At 71.0% G+C, this 15,995-nt stretch carries 12 protein-coding genes; 6 read left to right on the top strand and 6 right to left on the bottom strand.

Features of this window, described 5'->3' with window-relative positions:
- Positions 1–7: 7 nt before the first annotated feature.
- Positions 8–1,144, top strand: a 1,137-nt coding sequence (locus tag MW084_RS11180; protein WP_275563573.1) for an SUKH-4 family immunity protein, incomplete at its 5' end; no start/stop codon positions are given.
- 770 nt (positions 1,145–1,914) lie between these two features.
- Here MW084_RS11180 and MW084_RS11175 read toward each other — a convergent pair.
- The 4 genes from MW084_RS11175 to MW084_RS11160 all read right to left on the bottom strand — a co-directional run bounded on the left by MW084_RS11175 (position 1,915) and on the right by MW084_RS11160 (position 6,754).
- Positions 1,915–4,164, bottom strand: coding sequence for a DUF6571 family protein (locus tag MW084_RS11175; protein WP_010473524.1), 2,250 nt, complete (start codon positions 4,162–4,164; stop codon positions 1,915–1,917).
- Between the two features lie 16 nt (positions 4,165–4,180).
- A complete protein-coding gene (locus MW084_RS11170) occupies positions 4,181–4,600 on the bottom strand; it encodes a hypothetical protein (RefSeq protein WP_010473522.1) in 420 nt (139 codons plus the stop codon).
- Between the two features lie 529 nt (positions 4,601–5,129).
- Positions 5,130–5,495: a hypothetical protein gene (locus tag MW084_RS11165; protein WP_010473519.1), complete on the bottom strand. Its 366-nt coding sequence runs from the start codon at positions 5,493–5,495 to the stop codon at positions 5,130–5,132.
- Between the two features lie 14 nt (positions 5,496–5,509).
- Positions 5,510–6,754 (bottom strand): helix-turn-helix domain-containing protein, encoded by a 1,245-nt coding sequence (locus MW084_RS11160; RefSeq protein WP_010473517.1) that lies wholly within the window; start codon positions 6,752–6,754, stop codon positions 5,510–5,512.
- 477 nt (positions 6,755–7,231) lie between these two features.
- Between MW084_RS11160 and MW084_RS11155 the strand changes: the two genes are divergently transcribed.
- Positions 7,232–7,474, top strand: coding sequence for a hypothetical protein (locus MW084_RS11155; RefSeq protein ID WP_308403923.1), 243 nt, complete (start codon positions 7,232–7,234; stop codon positions 7,472–7,474).
- A gap of 297 nt (positions 7,475–7,771) precedes the next feature.
- Positions 7,772–11,302: a transcription-repair coupling factor gene (gene mfd, locus MW084_RS11150; RefSeq protein WP_010473515.1), complete on the top strand. Its 3,531-nt coding sequence runs from the start codon at positions 7,772–7,774 to the stop codon at positions 11,300–11,302.
- 198 nt (positions 11,303–11,500) lie between these two features.
- Here the strand turns inward: mfd and MW084_RS11145 are convergent, their stop codons facing one another.
- Complete coding sequence (locus tag MW084_RS11145; protein WP_275563572.1) at positions 11,501–11,737, bottom strand: DUF397 domain-containing protein; 237 nt, start codon at positions 11,735–11,737, stop codon at positions 11,501–11,503.
- Positions 11,734–12,630 (bottom strand): helix-turn-helix domain-containing protein, encoded by an 897-nt coding sequence (locus MW084_RS11140; protein ID WP_029553720.1) that lies wholly within the window; start codon positions 12,628–12,630, stop codon positions 11,734–11,736. Before MW084_RS11140 ends, MW084_RS11145 begins: the two co-directional genes overlap by 4 nt.
- 1,094 nt (positions 12,631–13,724) lie before the next feature.
- On the opposite strand from MW084_RS11140, the gene MW084_RS11135 reads away from it, so the two are divergent.
- The 3 genes from MW084_RS11135 to MW084_RS11125 all read left to right on the top strand — a co-directional run bounded on the left by MW084_RS11135 (position 13,725) and on the right by MW084_RS11125 (position 15,929).
- Positions 13,725–14,114: an ATP-binding protein gene (locus tag MW084_RS11135; protein WP_050986831.1), complete on the top strand. Its 390-nt coding sequence runs from the start codon at positions 13,725–13,727 to the stop codon at positions 14,112–14,114.
- 253 nt (positions 14,115–14,367) lie between these two features.
- Positions 14,368–15,054, top strand: a complete 687-nt coding sequence (locus MW084_RS11130) for an HNH endonuclease family protein (RefSeq protein WP_010473511.1) — start codon at positions 14,368–14,370, stop codon at positions 15,052–15,054.
- Positions 15,055–15,179: 125 nt separating this feature from the next.
- Positions 15,180–15,929 carry a hypothetical protein gene (locus MW084_RS11125; RefSeq protein ID WP_010473508.1) on the top strand — a complete coding sequence of 250 codons (750 nt, stop codon included), beginning with the start codon at positions 15,180–15,182 and terminating at the stop codon, positions 15,927–15,929.
- Positions 15,930–15,995: the final 66 nt, after the last annotated feature.

The raw sequence follows: 15,995 nt of genomic DNA, 5'->3' as shown, positions 1-15,995 counted from the left end.
CCCGGGNCCGGGCGGCCCCCCGGCGCCGCCCGGCCCGCCCGGCGCACCCGCCATGCCCGGTCCGCCCGGAGCCGTACCGCCGCCCGGTGTGCCCGGGGCCGTACCGCCGCCCGGTGCGATGCCGCCGCCCGGTGTGCCCGCGTACGGGTACCCCCAGCAGCCCACCGGCCTGCCCACGGTCGGCCCCGGCTACCAGGTCGTCCTGCGCTACCGGGCGCCGGACGGCTCGGAGGCGCAGATCATCCGTCGCTCCGCGCCGGGCACGCCCCACCCGGAGTGGCAGATCCTGCACGAGCTGCGCGCCATGAACGTGCCGCCGCAGCAGGTGCTGGAACTGCACACGGAACTCGCGTCCTGCGAGCTGCCCGGCGGCTACTGCGCCCGCATGATCCGGGAGACCTGGCCGCAGGCGCGGATCACGTCGATCGCCCCGTACGGACGTGACCACGCGAGCCGCCAGCAGGGCATGCGGCAGCTCATCGCCCACCAGGGCGAACTGCACCAGGTGGCGGACGGCCCCGCGCGCCCCGCGCCGGTGCGCGCCCCGCTGCCGCAGGTGCCGCCGGCCCCGCCGATCCCGCCGGAGGGCGTCGCGCAGGAGCTGATGGGCGCGTTCGGGCCGCACGGCATCTGCCGGTTCGACCAGCGGGCCGTGTCCCGGCAGGGCGTACCGGAACTGGTGGCGCGCACCCTCGTCTGGGCGGGCCTGCCGGCGGACTTCGGGCCGTTCTTCTGGGCGCAGCCGGCGCATCCGGTCGTCCCGACGCTGGCGGAACTGGCCGTGCAGCGCCAGGTGCAGCCGGCGTCGGACGCGGCTTCGTACCTGGTGCTCGGGTCGGACTTCGGCCGGGCGGTGTGCGTCCAGTACGGCACGGCGCACATCGTGGCGGTACCGGTCGAGGCCGGTCCGGGCGGGCGGCCGGTGGCCCCGCAGTTCGTGAACACGGGCCTGCCGGAGTTCACCCGCTGCCTGGCCCTGCTGGGCCGCATGTGGCGCCTGCGCTTCGGCCTGACGCCGGAACAGGCGGGCCGCTGGACGGTCGACTTCCAGGCCCAGCTCGCGATGCTGGACCCGGCGGCCCTGGCGTCCCCGGAGAACTGGTGGTCGGTCCTCCTGGAACAGATGTGGGACGGCCTGCTGTAGCACCCGGAACCCCGGCAGGGCCCCGGCACCACGGTGTGTCGGGGCCCTGCCCCTGCCGGGAGGCGGACCGCTGGCCCCTACAGCGGGAGGCGCCTCACTTCACCGACGCGGGCGGCTGCGCGGGCACGACGGGCTTGTTGGTGCACCCGAGCGCCTTGACCATCACGCGCGCGGAGTGCAGCAGGTGGGTGTAAGACATGCGCGTGTTCCGCTGACCGGTGAGGTCGTCTATCACCCATCCGGAGACAAGAACCTGATCTTTCTGCTCAGGTGCGGCACCGGGAATCTGGCAGGAGATGTCGATGCGGTAGGAGGGTGGGCCCGACGCTTCGGGCGGTGTCTGCGAGGCAAGCACGATATCTGGGTTCACTAGGGTCCTGTCGCTCTCATCTTCGGACTTAATCGCGCTGATCGGACCGAAGGATCTGGAGTAGTGAAGGCTGTAATACCCGATGTCCGGACCCCTGGCGATGCACATCCTAGACGGTGTGAATTTGAAGTAAGAGTAGGGGGAGTCGGGGTCGGGTCTCCAGGCGCGAAGCTGTCGGTGGAAGAGTTCCCTGGCTTCTTCGACAGTCTTTTCTGCGTCTGTTCGAATTTCTCCGGGAGTAATTCGACGTTGGAGCCACTTGAGGGCGTCACCGCCTAGAAGTTCTGTGCACGCTTTATGCGTGTCAGTGGTTGGTTTCTGTTCCCCGGGTTCCTTGCTCTGGCTGCACCCCCCGGCGCCAACGGCCAGCACTGCCAAAGTTGCTACGACCTTACGCATTTTAGTGCCCCCGCCTGTCGTCAGTGTCGGGCAAGTCCTGGCCGCTGATGTATCTCACTTCCGCATCTTGCATGAGATCCGAAATTTCCGATGGGGTCATCCCCTGTGCTTTTGCCCAGTTCAGTAGAGGCGCTACAGCCCTGCTTTCACCCTGCTGGCGGGCGGCATCCAGATTCTTAACGGCTTCAGCGCTGTTGTCGTACTTGTTGGCTTCGAGCCAGTCCATCATTTGTGTCTGGCTGTGTGTCTCCACGGCGCCGCCCACGGTTTCGATGGCGATCGGAATGAGGAGGGCGCCCACACCAGTTCCTGTGACGAGTGCTGCTCCCACCCCGACTCCCGCTCCGACCACCGCCGAGGTGGCGTACTCACGCCACGCGGCCTGCTTCTGGAGTTCGAGATTTCGCTTGGCGGCGTCGTCGGCGAATTCCTTGCCGATCGCCTCGAATCGAGCTTCGTCCAGCAGGCCGTGCATGTACATGCTCTTCAGGCCGGCCTCCCGGGCGCTCACCGCCGAGTCTCCGTGAGCGGCCATCAGGCTGGTGCCATAAATCTGTTGCGCTGCCGACACCGTCCCGTACGCTTCGGAATCCGACGCCAGAGCGCGAAGGAATGTACCGCTTTCACTGCGACCGAAGTCCTGCAGGTGGTGCTGCTCTTTCGCGTACAACTGGTCCCGCCCCGCGGCTTGACCGCTGTCGCCGAAATTGTTGACGGAGTAGTTCAGGCTGTCGATGTGGCCCGCTGCCATGCGGGCGAGGCTCGGGCGGATGCCGTTCTGCTCGTCGATCGCCTTCGAGGACGCGTAGTACTCGACGACCCTGTCCATCAGATCGAGGCGTGCTTCCCGCTCCTTGACCTGCTGGGCTGTTCCGACCTCCGGGGCCTGAGGATCCAGTGCGCCGTACGGGTGGCCGAGAGTCGCTGCTTCCAGGGCGTGGCCCAGATAGGTGAAACCGGGTGTCTTGCCGGGCATGTCGGTCGGCCAGGCTCGCGCTATGTCGGACGACTTGTCCACCAGGTATTCCCAGTGACCCCAGCCGTCTTCCGTTTCGCCCTCGAAGAATTCGAGCGACGCCTTCGGGTTCTGGGAGAGGGCCTGGAGCAGTCCCTGCATCGGGTCGCTGCGCATCTTGGACGCATTGTCCGAGTAGTCCAGGGTCCGGGCCCCGTCGAGTTGCCAGAGGCTCTTGAGGTCGCTGTTCCCGGGCCGTGAGCGTTCGAACTCGATCAGCTTGGTGCCGTACGAGTTGAGGAAGCGGGCGTCCCAGGTGCCGTGGCGCATCAGCACGCCGGCCACCTGGAAACCGTACGGGCCGTGGAAGCCCATCCTGGTTTCGCCCGCCGCGATGATCCCGTTCTTCCAGGTCGCCATTTCCGGGGAGCTCCCGTGACTGGCCGTGGCGAGGGTGGCGCTGAGATGCATCTGTGTGTCGGCCAGGAGCTTCGCCCGGGCGGGGCTTGAGCCGAATCCCTGGGAGGGGCCGCCGGCCAGCTCGTACCAGAATTTCAGTGTGCCCTTGGCGCCCAGACGCACGGCGAGGTTCTCGGCGAACGCGGGATTGTCGCGGTGCTGCCCGATCAGTGTGTTGAACCGCCTCAGCTCCGCGTCCGTCATCTGCGGTCCTTTGGCGGCGAGTTGGAGTGCGGCGTTGAGATCCTGGAGGCCCTGTACGCGATCGGCGTCCCTCAGACCCCGGTAACCCGTCTCGTCGAAGTCGTGGGTGCTCTTGGCGTGGCGGAGCAGGGCACGGCTGGCGATGCGCTCCGCCTCCGACGCGGCTTCCACGATGGTGGTGAGTTCGCGTTCTGCGGTCCGGAGCTGTTCGTCGGTGACCTCCGCTCTGACCGACGAGTTGTCGGCGGACACTCGCGTGATGAGCCTGCGCGCCCGCCCCTGGGCGTCCCAACCGACGCTCAAAGAGTGCCAGCGCCTCACCACGTCTTCGAGCGCGCGCTGGTTCGCGGCGAGGGTCACGTGCGCGTCGCGGAGGACCGAGTGGATGCTGCGGGCCTCGGTGAGCATGTCGGTGAACTGCTGGGCGGTCTTGAGGGTGAACGCCTTGGTGACGGTGGCGTTGTCGCCCTTCCAGTCGGCGGATCCCGCCTTGGCGGCGAAGTCGGCCGCGTTGGCGCCGCCGTCGCCCCCCTGGGCGAGGGACGTGAGCTTGCGGACCATCTCCTCCCACTGGGAGACCGCCGTGCCCAGCTTTCCGAGGCGTAAGTCCCGCAGTTCCTGCCAGGTGACCATCCGTCTCACCGTTCCGTCACTTGATGGCGTCCCAGATGCGGGACACGGGCATGCTGGCCGCGATCTTCTGGTCGTCCTCGGCGTGGACCGACCGCGAGTAGTCGAGGTGGTTGGAGATGTGGGCGCAGGCGTCCTTGAGGGTCTTCAGCTTGGTGCTCCACGCGTCGTGCACCGCCCGCATCGCGGCGCCCAGGTCGAGCCCGTCGGCCGTCAGTTCGGAGGCCGCCTCGGCGGTGGCGGTGCGTGCGTGGTCACCGTCGCGGGCGGCGCGGTCGCGGAGTTCGCGGGCGAGGTCGCCGAGTGCGCCCAGGACCTTGTCGTGGACGACGAGGTCCGGGCCCGCACCGGGGGACGGTCCCGTGCCGGGTGCCGCCTGGTTGAGTCGCATGCGCGTCGCGGCCTCCCGCTTGGCCTGCTCCCACTCGTCCCATGCCATGGACCGCCCCCTGGTCGTCGCCGGACGCCGTAGCGTTCCGTCATCTGCCTATCACAGAAACGTAGAGCCCGTGCGGGGTCGGCAGCCAACAGCGGGGTGGTCTCGGCGCGTTGCGGAACCCGTGCCGGGCGGGATCGGTGCCAGGGCGAGAGCGCCCGGCGGGGGCCGGGCTTTTCGTCCGGTACCGGTGGTGGCGGCCCTCCACGGGTGGTCCCCGCATCCGCCGTGGCGGTGTGCGCTGCCGGGTCCCGGATACGGGCGGGACGGGCGTCGCCCCTTGTGACGGGGAGATCCCGTACGGTGCTCACCGGCTGACCGAGGAGCGGGCCTCAGCCCCGGTTCCGTACTGCCGCCTCCGGTACCGACATCGCCACCACCGATACCGATACCGACACGCCACCGGCACCGCCACCGCCACCGCGTCCCGCCGATCGCCGGGGACGACCGGGTTCCGCCGTGGCCGGAGCCTCTGGCCATCCGGCTCCCACGGGGGCGTAGGAGGTCAGGCGGGACCCCGGTCGGCCGGGAGTCAGTCCAGCGACCGCTCGACCGCCTCGAAGACGTCCGCGTCGGTCTCCTGCTGCCAGGTGGGCAGGTCGGGCCAGTCGGCCACGTAACCGGGCTTCGGGTCCTCGAAGTGCCTGTACATCTGGGCGGTCCAGCACGTCGCGACGAACCGGCCCTTCTGCTCCCGGGAAAGCCGCGCGGTGGTGCCGCCGCTGATCTCGACGAACTGGCGCACCTGCGCGTACACGGCGCCCGCGGCCTCCCGCTCCCACTGCGGGGTGTCGTCCCACGGGGTCACGTACCCCGGCTTCGGCTCGCCGGGGAAGTGCCGGCGCACACCGGCGATCCAGGCTTCCCGGAAGAGTCGTGCACCCTCGGTCTGCGACATGGCCCACCCTCTCGTCACGGCGTGTCCAAAGCGACGATCCGCGCCTTCAGCTCCGCCACGCGCGGGTCCCGGCCCAGGGGAGCCAGCTCGTGGCACAGCTCCTGGAGTCTACGTGCGACGTATCCGGAAGCCGAGGCTTCGGCCAGTTCGACGGCCTCCCCGCCGTACGCCACGGCCTGCTCCGGATCGCCCCGCCGCACACCGACGGCCGCCAGATCCGCGAGCACGGCGCCCCTTCGGCGGAAGGACCGCCCCGGTGCCAGGGCCGCCTGCCGCAGCGCCTCGCCCAGCGCCTTCTCCGCCAGGTCCAGCCGCCCCAGCCGTACGTAACGCGCCCCGCGTTCCTCCGCGAGTCGCGAACCGTCGAATCTGAGCCAGCCACCGTTGGCGCTGCCGGGTGGAAGCTCCCGGACCTGCTCCGCGTGGTCCAGCGCCCGCTCGCACGCCGCGAGATCGCCGAGGCCGGCATACGCCTGGGCTTGGACGGAAGCCGCCCAGTGGCGGGTGGGAAGCGCGGTGTCCCCGCGTTCGGCCAGTTTTCGGGCCATATCGAGGAGCTGTACCGCTTGGCGGTGTCGGTGCTCGGCCATGTCGACGTAGGCATGCCGTACCAGAGCGCAGGCCCACAGGTCGTACGCCCGGGTGTCCTTGCCCGCCGACGCCGCGAGCGCGTAGGACGCGGCGGCCTCGGTGTGACGGTTCGCGTCGAACGCCACCTCGCCCGCCAACTGCAGGAGGTCCGCAGCCGCGTGCAGGAGCGGTCGCGGATGGCTCCCGGATGCGGCCCGGCCGAGTGCTGCCAACTGGTCCCGGATCACCGGGCGGAGGGTCGCCTTCGTGCGCGCCAGTCGGTACACCTGCCAGAGGTGCGCGTTCATCTGCGTGAAGTCGGAGGGCGCCGCTTGAAGGAATTCCGAGGTGAGAGCTTGTGCCTCGTCGTCGGAGAGGGCGGCCAGCGCACCGCTGAGGGTCAGTAGACGGAGGAATTCGCGGCGGATCATCTCGTCGAGGTCTCCCGCGCTCGGTACGGCGTCGACCTGGCGTCCCGCAGCGCCCTGCCCTGCTCGCGGCGGTGACAGAAGGACGTCCAGTTCTCGGAGGCTGAGGTCGAGCGTAGTCGCCAGGCGGCGTCGCTGGGCCGGCTGGGGAGTGATCCTGCCGCTCTCCCACCGGCCGACCGTCGTCCGGTCCACGCCGACCGCCTGCGCCAGCCTCTCCTGGCTGTAGCCCAGCGCCCTGCGCCGTTCCGCCAGTCCCATGAGCCGCCCTTTCCGGCGGTTGTGCCGCCAGAGCCCGTGCACGCATCTGCGTCAAGGCTGCCGCACGGATGCCGTGGAGGTCTCCGACTTCACGCGTTTTGCTTGTTGTCGCCCGAATGAGCAAAGTGTGCGGAGGAGTTCGATCATGACCGCAAGTGATGAGCCGCCGGTGCGTACGGCGAACGACGGCACCCGGGTGCGCAGGCGCGTTCCTGAGAAGCCGGTGCGCATGACGCTCCGGGTCTCGCGGGACTCGGGACGGACATGGGGACGGGTGACGGAGGTACGGGAGGACGAGCACCGGGTGCTCCTCGTGAATCCCGGTGGGTTCCCTCCGTGTGCGTGCCCGCGCTGCACGGCGGGCGATCCGCGGGTTCCGAGCCGCCCTCCGGTGGAGTCGTGATGCGGTGCACACAGCGGCGGCGGCTGCCGCTCCGTCTGGCGCAGGAGGCACGGGAGCGGGCGGCTGCCGAATGCGTGGACAGCTCCGTGCAATGCCAGCTGGCCGTCCACGGGGGCGGTGAGCATCACGGCCTGCTCGCCGATCTGGAGGGCGGTACCGCGCTGTGGCTCCGCTGGGTCGGATTCGACGAGGCGGCATTGGTCGAACTGGGGGATTGCCCGGTGGGTGGCCCGCGGCCCGGGAGGGAAGGCTGCTGCCTGTTCGACGGTCATGCCGGGAAGCACACGTGGGAATGGGAAGAGGCCCTGCCTTCCTGAGGACGGTTCGTGCGCAGCCGATCCCGGGGCGGCCTCCCGGCACGTCGTGGATGCCTCTCCGGTACGGCTCCGGGGGTGGCGGAGTCGTACCGGAGAGTCCCGCGTCGTTCACGCCCCGCGTCCGGGTACCGGGCGCCGTGCGGACGAAGGGGCCGCCCCCGCCCCCGCCGCCGGGGGCGGGCCCGGCTCCCGGCGNANGGGCCGGGGGCGGGCGTAGGCTGGGAGGACCCCGGCCCGTACTTCGCGTCGGGTCTTTCGCGTTGCCCACCCCCCACGATTCCAGGGACGGAAAGCTCCATGAGCCTGCACGGTCTCCTCGACGCCGTCGTCAAGGACCCCGCCCTCGCCGAAGCCGTCAAGGCGGCCGCCGACGGGCACCGACCCCACGTCGACCTGGTCGGCCCCCCGGCGGCGCGGCCGTTCGCGGTGGCGGCGCTGGCCCGCGACGCCGGCCGGCCCGTGCTGGCGGTGACCGCCACCGGCCGGGAGGCGGAGGACCTGGCCGCCGCGCTGCGCAGCCTGCTCGACCCCGACCGCGTCGTGGAGTACCCGGCCTGGGAGACCCTGCCGCACGAGCGGCTGTCCCCGCGCAGCGACACCGTCGGGCGGCGCATCGCCGTGCTGCGCCGCCTCGCGCACCCGTCGCCGGACGATCCCGCGGCCGGCCCCGTGCAGGTGGTCGTCGCACCGATCCGCTCCGTGCTCCAGCCGCAGGTCAAGGGGCTCGGCGACCTGGAGCCGGTCAGTCTGCGGACCGGGCGGAGCGCCGACCTGGGCGCGGTCGTCGAGGGCCTGGCGGCCGCCGCGTACCAGCGGGTGGAGCTGGTGGAGAAGCGCGGCGAGTTCGCCGTGCGCGGCGGCATCCTCGACGTGTTCCCGCCCACCGAGGAGCACCCCGTGCGCGTCGAGTTCTGGGGTGACGACGTCGAGGAGATCCGCTACTTCAAGGTCGCCGACCAGCGGTCCCTGGAGGTCGCCGAGCACGGACTGTGGGCGCCGCCCTGCCGGGAGCTGCTGCTGACCGAGCAGGTCAGGGAGCGGGCCGCCGCGCTCGCCGAGGCCCACCCGGAGCTGGGCGAACTGCTCGGCAAGATCGCCGAGGGGATCGCCGTCGAGGGCATGGAGTCCCTTGCGCCGGTCCTCGTCGACGACATGGAGCTGCTGCTCGACGTGCTGCCGCAGGGCTCCATGGCCGTGGTCTGCGACCCGGAGCGGGTCCGCACCCGGGCCGCCGACCTGGTCGCCACCTCGCAGGAGTTCCTCCAGGCGTCCTGGGCGGCCACGGCCGGCGGGGGAGAGGCGCCCATCGACCTGGACGCCGCGTCCCTGTGGTCCGTCGCGGACGTCCGGGACCGGGCGCGCGAGCTGGGCGTCCCCTGGTGGTCGGTGTCGCCGTTCGCGCCCGACGCCGAGCTGGAGGCCGACACGATCCAGCTGGGCATGCGCGCCCCGGAGGCGTACCGCGGCGACACGGCCCGCGCGCTGGCCGACACCAAGGGCTGGCTCGCGGACGGCTGGCGCACCGTCTTCGTGACCGAGGCGCACGGCCCGGCCGCCCGCACGGTCGAGGTGCTGGGCGGCGAGGGAGTACCGGCCCGGCTCTCCGGGGAGCTGGCGGAGATCGCCCCGTCCGTGGTGCACGTGACGTGCGGGTCGATCGAGCACGGCTTCGTCGACGAGGGCCTGCGGCTAGCCGTGCTGACGGAGACCGACCTGTCGGGGCAGAAGGCCGCCGGCAAGGACGGCCGCCGCATGCCGACGCGCCGCCGCAAGACGATCGACCCGCTCACCCTGGAGGCGGGCGACTACATCGTCCACGAGCAGCACGGCGTCGGCCGGTACATCGAGATGGTGCAGCGCACGGTGCAGGGCGCCACCCGCGAGTACCTGCTCGTCGAGTACGCGCCCGCCAAGCGCGGCCAGCCCGGCGACCGCCTGTACATCCCGACCGACCAGCTGGAGCAGGTCACCAAGTACGTCGGCGGGGAGGCCCCCACGCTGCACCGGCTCGGTGGCGCCGACTGGACCAAGACCAAGGCGCGGGCGAAGAAGGCCGTCAAGGAGATCGCCGCCGACCTGATCAAGTTGTACTCGGCGCGGATGGCGGCGCCCGGCCACGCCTTCGGCCCGGACACGCCGTGGCAGCGGGAGCTGGAGGACGCCTTCCCGTACGTGGAGACGCCCGACCAGATGTCCACCATCGCCGAGGTGAAGGAGGACATGGAGAAGTCGGTCCCGATGGACCGGCTGGTCTGCGGCGACGTCGGCTACGGCAAGACGGAGATCGCCGTGCGGGCGGCGTTCAAGGCGGTGCAGGACGGCAAGCAGGTCGCCGTGCTCGTCCCGACGACGCTCCTGGTGCAGCAGCACTTCGGCACGTTCTCCGAGCGGTACGCGCAGTTCCCCGTCGTGGTGCGGGCCCTGTCGCGGTTCCAGTCGGACGCGGAGGCGAAGGCGACGCTGGAGGGGCTGCGGGACGGCTCCGTCGACGTGGTCATCGGCACGCACCGGCTGTTCTCGTCGGAGACGAAGTTCAAGGACCTGGGCCTGGTCATCGTCGACGAGGAGCAGCGCTTCGGCGTCGAGCACAAGGAGCAGCTGAAGAAGCTCCGCGCCAACGTCGACGTGCTGACGATGTCCGCGACGCCCATCCCGCGCACCCTGGAGATGGCCGTCACCGGCATCCGCGAGATGTCGACGATCACCACCCCGCCCGAGGAGCGGCACCCGGTCCTCACCTTCGTCGGCCCGTATGAGGAGAAGCAGATCGGCGCCGCGATCCGCCGCGAACTGCTCCGCGAGGGGCAGGTGTTCTACATCCACAACCGGGTGGAGTCCATCGACCGGGCCGCCGCCCGGCTGCGGGAGATCGTGCCCGAGGCGCGGATCGCGACGGCGCACGGCCAGATGTCGGAGCAGGCGCTGGAGCGGGTCGTCGTGGACTTCTGGGAGAAGAAGTTCGACGTGCTGGTCTCCACGACGATCGTCGAGTCCGGCATCGACATCTCCAACGCCAACACGCTGATCGTGGAGCGCGGCGACAACTTCGGGCTGTCGCAGCTCCACCAGTTGCGCGGCCGGGTCGGCCGGGGCCGCGAACGCGGGTACGCGTACTTCCTGTACCCGCCGGAGAAGCCGCTCACCGAGACCGCGCACGAGCGCCTCGCGACGATCGCCCAGCACACCGAGATGGGCGCCGGCATGTACGTCGCCATGAAGGACCTGGAGATCCGCGGCGCGGGCAACCTGCTGGGCGGCGAGCAGTCCGGCCACATCGCGGGCGTCGGCTTCGACCTGTACGTGCGGATGGTCGGCGAGGCCGTCGCGGACTACCGGGCGTCCCTGGAGGGCGGCGCGGAGGAGGAGCCGCCGCTGGAGGTCAAGATCGAGCTGCCGGTCGACGCGCACGTCCCGCACGACTACGCGCCGGGCGAGCGGCTGCGCCTCCAGGCGTACCGGGCGATCGCCTCCGCCACCTCGGAGGAGGACATCAGGGCCGTGCGGGAGGAGCTGACCGACCGGTACGGCAAGCTGCCCGAGCCGGTCGAGAACCTGCTCCTCGTGGCGGGCCTGCGGATGCTGGCGCGCGCCTGCGGGGTCGGCGAGATCGTCCTCCAGGGCAGCAACGTCCGCTTCGCGCCGGTGGAGCTGCGCGAGTCGCAGGAACTGCGCCTGAACCGGCTGTACCCGCGCACGGTCGTCAAGGCGTCGGCCCGCCAGATCCTGGTGCCCCGCCCGACGACGGGGAAGATCGGCGGCAAGCCGGTCGTGGGGCGCGAACTGCTCGCGTGGACGGGCGAGTTCCTGACGACGGTCCTCGGGTCGTAGCGACGGGCGGTCGGGCGCAGCGGCGGTCCTCGGTTCGTGACGGCGGGCGGGGGCGGGGGGTTCCCGCCCCTGCGGGCTCCGGGCGACGCCGCGGCATGTGACGTGCGCACCGCGTGGGCCAGGTGGAACGAGGACGCGGGGTGCCCCTCTCGGTACGAGCGAGGAGGACACCCCGCGAGCGGAGCCGCGCAGCGGGGGCTACGGCTCGATGGTGGTGCCGCGCAGCATGCCGACGAACGACGACCAGGCGTCGGCGGGCACGGCCAGACCCGCGCGTCGCTTGTCCTTGGAGTCGCGGATGCCGACTCGGCCGGCCGAGCCGAGGTCCGCCACCTCGACGCAGTTGTTGCCCGTACCGTCGCTGTAGGACGACTTGAACCATGCACTTTCAGGAACCGACCCGGAAGTCGCGCGTATGGTATTGATGCCTTTCACCCTTCGGCTAGTCGTTCCAGGAAATCGATGGTTTCCTCAACCCCGAGGGCTACGCCCACCATCGCGTCGAACCGGCGTGAGAACCGGTCCACTTCCCGAGGCTTGTCCGACGTCGAGACGGCGCCCCAGGCGTTGTCGGTCTGAACTCGGGACGGCAGAGACCCCAGGTTCAGGATCGTGAAGTCATTGGTGGAGCGGTAGCCGCGCCGAAACGGCATGACCTGCACGGATACGTGCTCCTCCTGGGTCAGGCGGATGATCTCCCTGTACTGCTCCCGCATGACGTCCTCGTCGCCGTACGGGATGCGCAGGGCGGCCTCTCCCAGGATGATGCGCAATCTGGCGGGGGCGCGGTTCTCGGGATGCAGAACCCTGTGCTTCCGCTGCATTCGGATTTCCAGATTGCGCTTGACGGATTCCGCGGTGGTGTCTTCGACCGGTCGATGCGTCTCCAGCAGGGCCTTCGCGTATCGCTCTGTCTGGAGAAGGCCGTACACCAGGGTCGGATGGTAGGCGGTGATCGTTACGGCCTCCGCTTCGAGTCCGACGAAGTGCGGCATGCCCGTCGGCATGAAGCGGACGTACTGAGTCAGCCAGTCCTCTCCCGGCGCCTCGCGGTTCAGTTCGACGAGCTGATCGACCAACTCGGGGTCGGTGACGCTGTACCGCTTCAGCAGTGCGCGGAGGTTGCCCAGGTTGCGACGGAAGTTGATCTCGCCGTTCTCGATGCGGGCCAACGTCGCTTCCGAGATGTCCTTGAGCCCGCGGACCGCCTCCTTCCGGGTCATGCCCTTGGCTCGTTCCTTCTCGACCGGGGGGCAGTTCTCGCGTAGTTGCCTGAGCTGGATGCCGAGTTCCAGACGCCGGCCGGTAGCGCCAAGCCTTGCTGCCACCTGTGCATCCTCCCGTTGCCGCAGTGCGTGTGTCCGCCGCGCTGTGCAGAGTGTGACACCCCGTGTGCATGGCCCGCAGCCCGTGCGCACGTCTCCGCATATTCCACTTCAGGGCCTCGCTGAATTTTCAGTGAGGATTCTGTTGCGTGCCGCCGCCGGCTGCGTACAGGCTGGTTGAGGCCGGTCCCTCGCCGACTGCGATGTGGGTCCTGAGAGTTGTGGGACTGGTCTCTCCTCCCTGACGAAGTCGAGGTCAACATGCGTCGGACCATCACCTTTTGCTCGGACGCGAACTCACTGCGCATCCCCCGTGCCGCGTTCGAGTCGTGGTGGGGCGGACGGCCGGGGAGCGGCACGGTCCGGTCCGGTACCGAGGGCTGTGAGGTGGCGGTCGCTTCCGTCCGGGTCGGTGCGGGTGCCGTCGTGGTGAGCCCGGGCCGAATACGGATGGGGGCGGGTGGTCGGGTCGTGGCGGTCGGCGGCTGACCGGCCTGGTTCGTCCCGTCGGGTGGGGTGTGTCGGAGACCGTCCCGGTCCTGAGGGTTGGGGGGTGGGTGTCTTCGTCCTCCCAGCCCAGGGCGGGAGAAGGAGCCTTGCCCTTACTGGTTGTGCAAGCCCCGCACGCCCCTTTGCCTCCCTGTCGACCCGACCGGTGACGGGGGACTGGTCACCTCGTCCGTGACGGTGACCGCCTTCGGCGGACCGGCTCGGACATGCCGCTCTCGCCGCCCCCCGGTGAGGGAGCCCAGGTGATGGCCGGACCCACCGCGTGCACTTCCCGGGCGCCTCCCTTTACGGAGATCGGTGGCGCGGGCCCCAGGCCCGCCTCCTTGCGTCGATGTCGCCGCCAGCCGCGAAGAGGGCGGGTCCATCGACTGTTCTGCACCTACCACGACGAATCCGAGGACTGCATGCGTCACGATGCCGCGGCGAACGGCTTGGACCGGGTGAATACGGATCAGGAGCGTCGACAGGAGTCGGCCTCCGGGTCCGGTGGATCGGTGGCCGGGCCCGCCTCGTATGGCCGGCCCGTCGCCCACCGCGACACCGCGAGCCGGGCGCCCGGGCAACCGACGCCCCAGGCCGCCGCCGCTGTGGGAGCTGCCGGGCGTCGGTTCGAGGTGTTGTTCCTTCCGGCTGAGCACCGTGTCGGGCAGATGCGTGACATCACCGCCATCTACCTGCGCCAGTGGTCCCTTGCCCCGGTGGTCGAGGACGCCGTACTGGTCGTCTCCGAACTCGTCACCAACGCGGTCCGCCACGGCACCGGAGCGGTCGGGCTCAGGGTGAGTGCCGGTGCTGAGGAGTTGCGCATCGAGGTCCACGACGGCAGTACCGTCCCGGCGCGGCTGCGGGCCGCCGGTGAGGAGGAGGAGAGTGGTCGCGGGTTGTTCCTCGTGGACGCTCTCGCACGGGCCTGGGGGGTGAGCGAGGACGGCACGATGACGTGGTGCGCCCTCGCCCTCACCGACCGGAGGCCGTGACGGCCGTGGTGACACGTGGGGTCGCCCATCAACTCGTGAACGTGCGTCACCGAAGCGACCGGTCTCACCATCCACCGCGCAGACCCGTGCCGGGTGCCGCTTCACCCCTGCGACCTCGGCACCCTCGCAAGGAAAACCCCCACCCGAGCCGAGGCTCCGGCTCTTGGCCCTGACGAGGGACCGGCGCGTCGACGGGAGAAGTCACACGACGACCACCGGTCGATTACCGGCGCGGGACCCTAGGATCTCGACCATGCCGACCGCAGCCCGCGCCGCCCGCCGCCCCCTCGCCGCCGCGCTGGCGGCCGCCGTCCTCGCCCTGTCCGGGTGCACGGCGGACGGGGAGGGGGGCGCGGGCACCGGCACCGACGCGCCCGCCGGTTCCGCGCTCGCCGCCGTCGACACGCTCACCGTCAAGGGCCGGGCGCCCAAAACGGGGTACGAGCGGGAGAAGTTCGGCCGCCCCTGGGCCGACACGGACGGCAACGGCTGCGGCACCCGTGAGGACGTCCTCGCACGGGACGCCGTCGACGTGCGCCACAAGGACGGCGACCGGTGCAAGGTGGCGCGGGGCGTCATCGAGCGGGACCCCTACACGGGGCGGCGGATCGAGTTCCGGCGGGGCGACGGCAAGGTCGACGTGGACCACGTGGTCGCCCTGTCCGACGCCTGGCAGAAGGGCGCCCACCGGTGGGACGCGGCCAAGCGCCTGCGCTTCGCCAACGACCCGCTGAACCTGCTCGCCGTCGACTCGTCCGCCAACCGCCGCAAGGGCGACGGCGACGCGGCGACCTGGCTGCCGCCGTCGCAGGCGTTCCGCTGCCGGTACGTGGCGCGGCAGGTCGCGGTGAAGAAGAAGTACGAGGTGTGGGTCACCGCCGCCGAGCGGGACGCGATGCGGCGCGTCCTGAACGGCTGCCCGCGCGAGCCGCTGCCCTGATCCCGCCCCGCACCGGGCCCCTCCCGCCCCCGCACCGTTCCGGGGCCGGGGCCGGGCCGGAGCGGGGACGGGCCGGGTCGGGAAATCCGTGGCGGCGCGGGGAGGCGGGCGCCTAGCCTCCCGGGATGGACATGAGGATCGTCAGTCTCGCCGAGCGGCCCGACCTGGTGGGCGCGCTGTGGCAGATGCCCAGCCTGTGGCCGAGGTTCATGACCCAGGACCCCGTGTCGGACCTGGGTTACGCCTGGATGGTCGCCGAGGCGCCCGAGTACGTGTCCGTGGCGCTGGACGGCGAGGGGAGGGTCCTGGCCCGGTCGTACAGCGTGCCGTTCGCGCTCGGCGCCGAGGGGCGCGACGGGGTGCTGCCGGAGCGCGGCTGGGACCAGGTGCTGCTGTGGGCGATGGAGGACCGGCAGGCCGGCCGGACGCCCGACACGGTGAGCGCCATCGAGATATCCGTCGCGCGGGACGTGCTGGGCCGGGGGCTGTCGGCGCGGATGCTGGCCGCGATGCGCGACCGAGCCGGGGAGATGGGGTACCGGGAGGTCGTGGCGCCGGTGCGGCCCAACGGCAAGCACCTGGAGCCGCGTACGCCGATGGCCGAGTACGCGCTGCGCACCCGGCCGGAGGACGGGCTGCCGCACGACCCGTGGCTGCGGGTCCACGTCCGCGCGGGCGGGGTGGTCGACTCGGTCGCCGCGGCGTCGATGACGATCAGCGGGACCGTGGAGCGGTGGCGGGAGTGGACCGGGCTGCCGTTCGACGCCGACGGGCCGGTGGAGGTGCCGTTCGCGCTGGTGCCGGTCCGCTGCGAGGCGTCGCACGGGTACGCCGTGTACGTCGAGCCGAACGTGTGGGTGCGCCACCGGCTGTGAGCCCGTCGGCCGGGCGTACGGCGGCGCGCCCGTCGGCCGCACACCCGGGGNGCGGGCGCCCGGCGG

Origin of the sequence: Streptomyces sudanensis (assembly GCF_023614315.1) — a bacterium.
GTDB classification, from domain to species: domain Bacteria; phylum Actinomycetota; class Actinomycetes; order Streptomycetales; family Streptomycetaceae; genus Streptomyces; species Streptomyces sudanensis.
The sequence above is the reverse complement of the archived record's forward strand: the minus strand, read 5'-3'. Positions and strand labels throughout refer to the sequence as shown.

Excerpts from the sequence above, each read along its gene's own strand:
- MW084_RS11175 (WP_010473524.1), bottom strand. The coding sequence starts at position 4,164 with ATGGTCACCTGGCAGGAACTGCGGGACTTACGCCTCGGAAAGCTGGGC.
- MW084_RS11170 (WP_010473522.1), bottom strand. The coding sequence starts at position 4,600 with ATGGCATGGGACGAGTGGGAGCAGGCCAAGCGGGAGGCCGCGACGCGC.
- MW084_RS11165 (WP_010473519.1), bottom strand. The coding sequence starts at position 5,495 with ATGTCGCAGACCGAGGGTGCACGACTCTTCCGGGAAGCCTGGATCGCC.
- MW084_RS11160 (WP_010473517.1), bottom strand. The coding sequence starts at position 6,754 with ATGGGACTGGCGGAACGGCGCAGGGCGCTGGGCTACAGCCAGGAGAGG.
- mfd (WP_010473515.1), top strand. The coding sequence starts at position 7,772 with ATGAGCCTGCACGGTCTCCTCGACGCCGTCGTCAAGGACCCCGCCCTC.
- MW084_RS11130 (WP_010473511.1), top strand. The coding sequence starts at position 14,368 with ATGCCGACCGCAGCCCGCGCCGCCCGCCGCCCCCTCGCCGCCGCGCTG.
- MW084_RS11125 (WP_010473508.1), top strand. The coding sequence starts at position 15,180 with ATGGACATGAGGATCGTCAGTCTCGCCGAGCGGCCCGACCTGGTGGGC.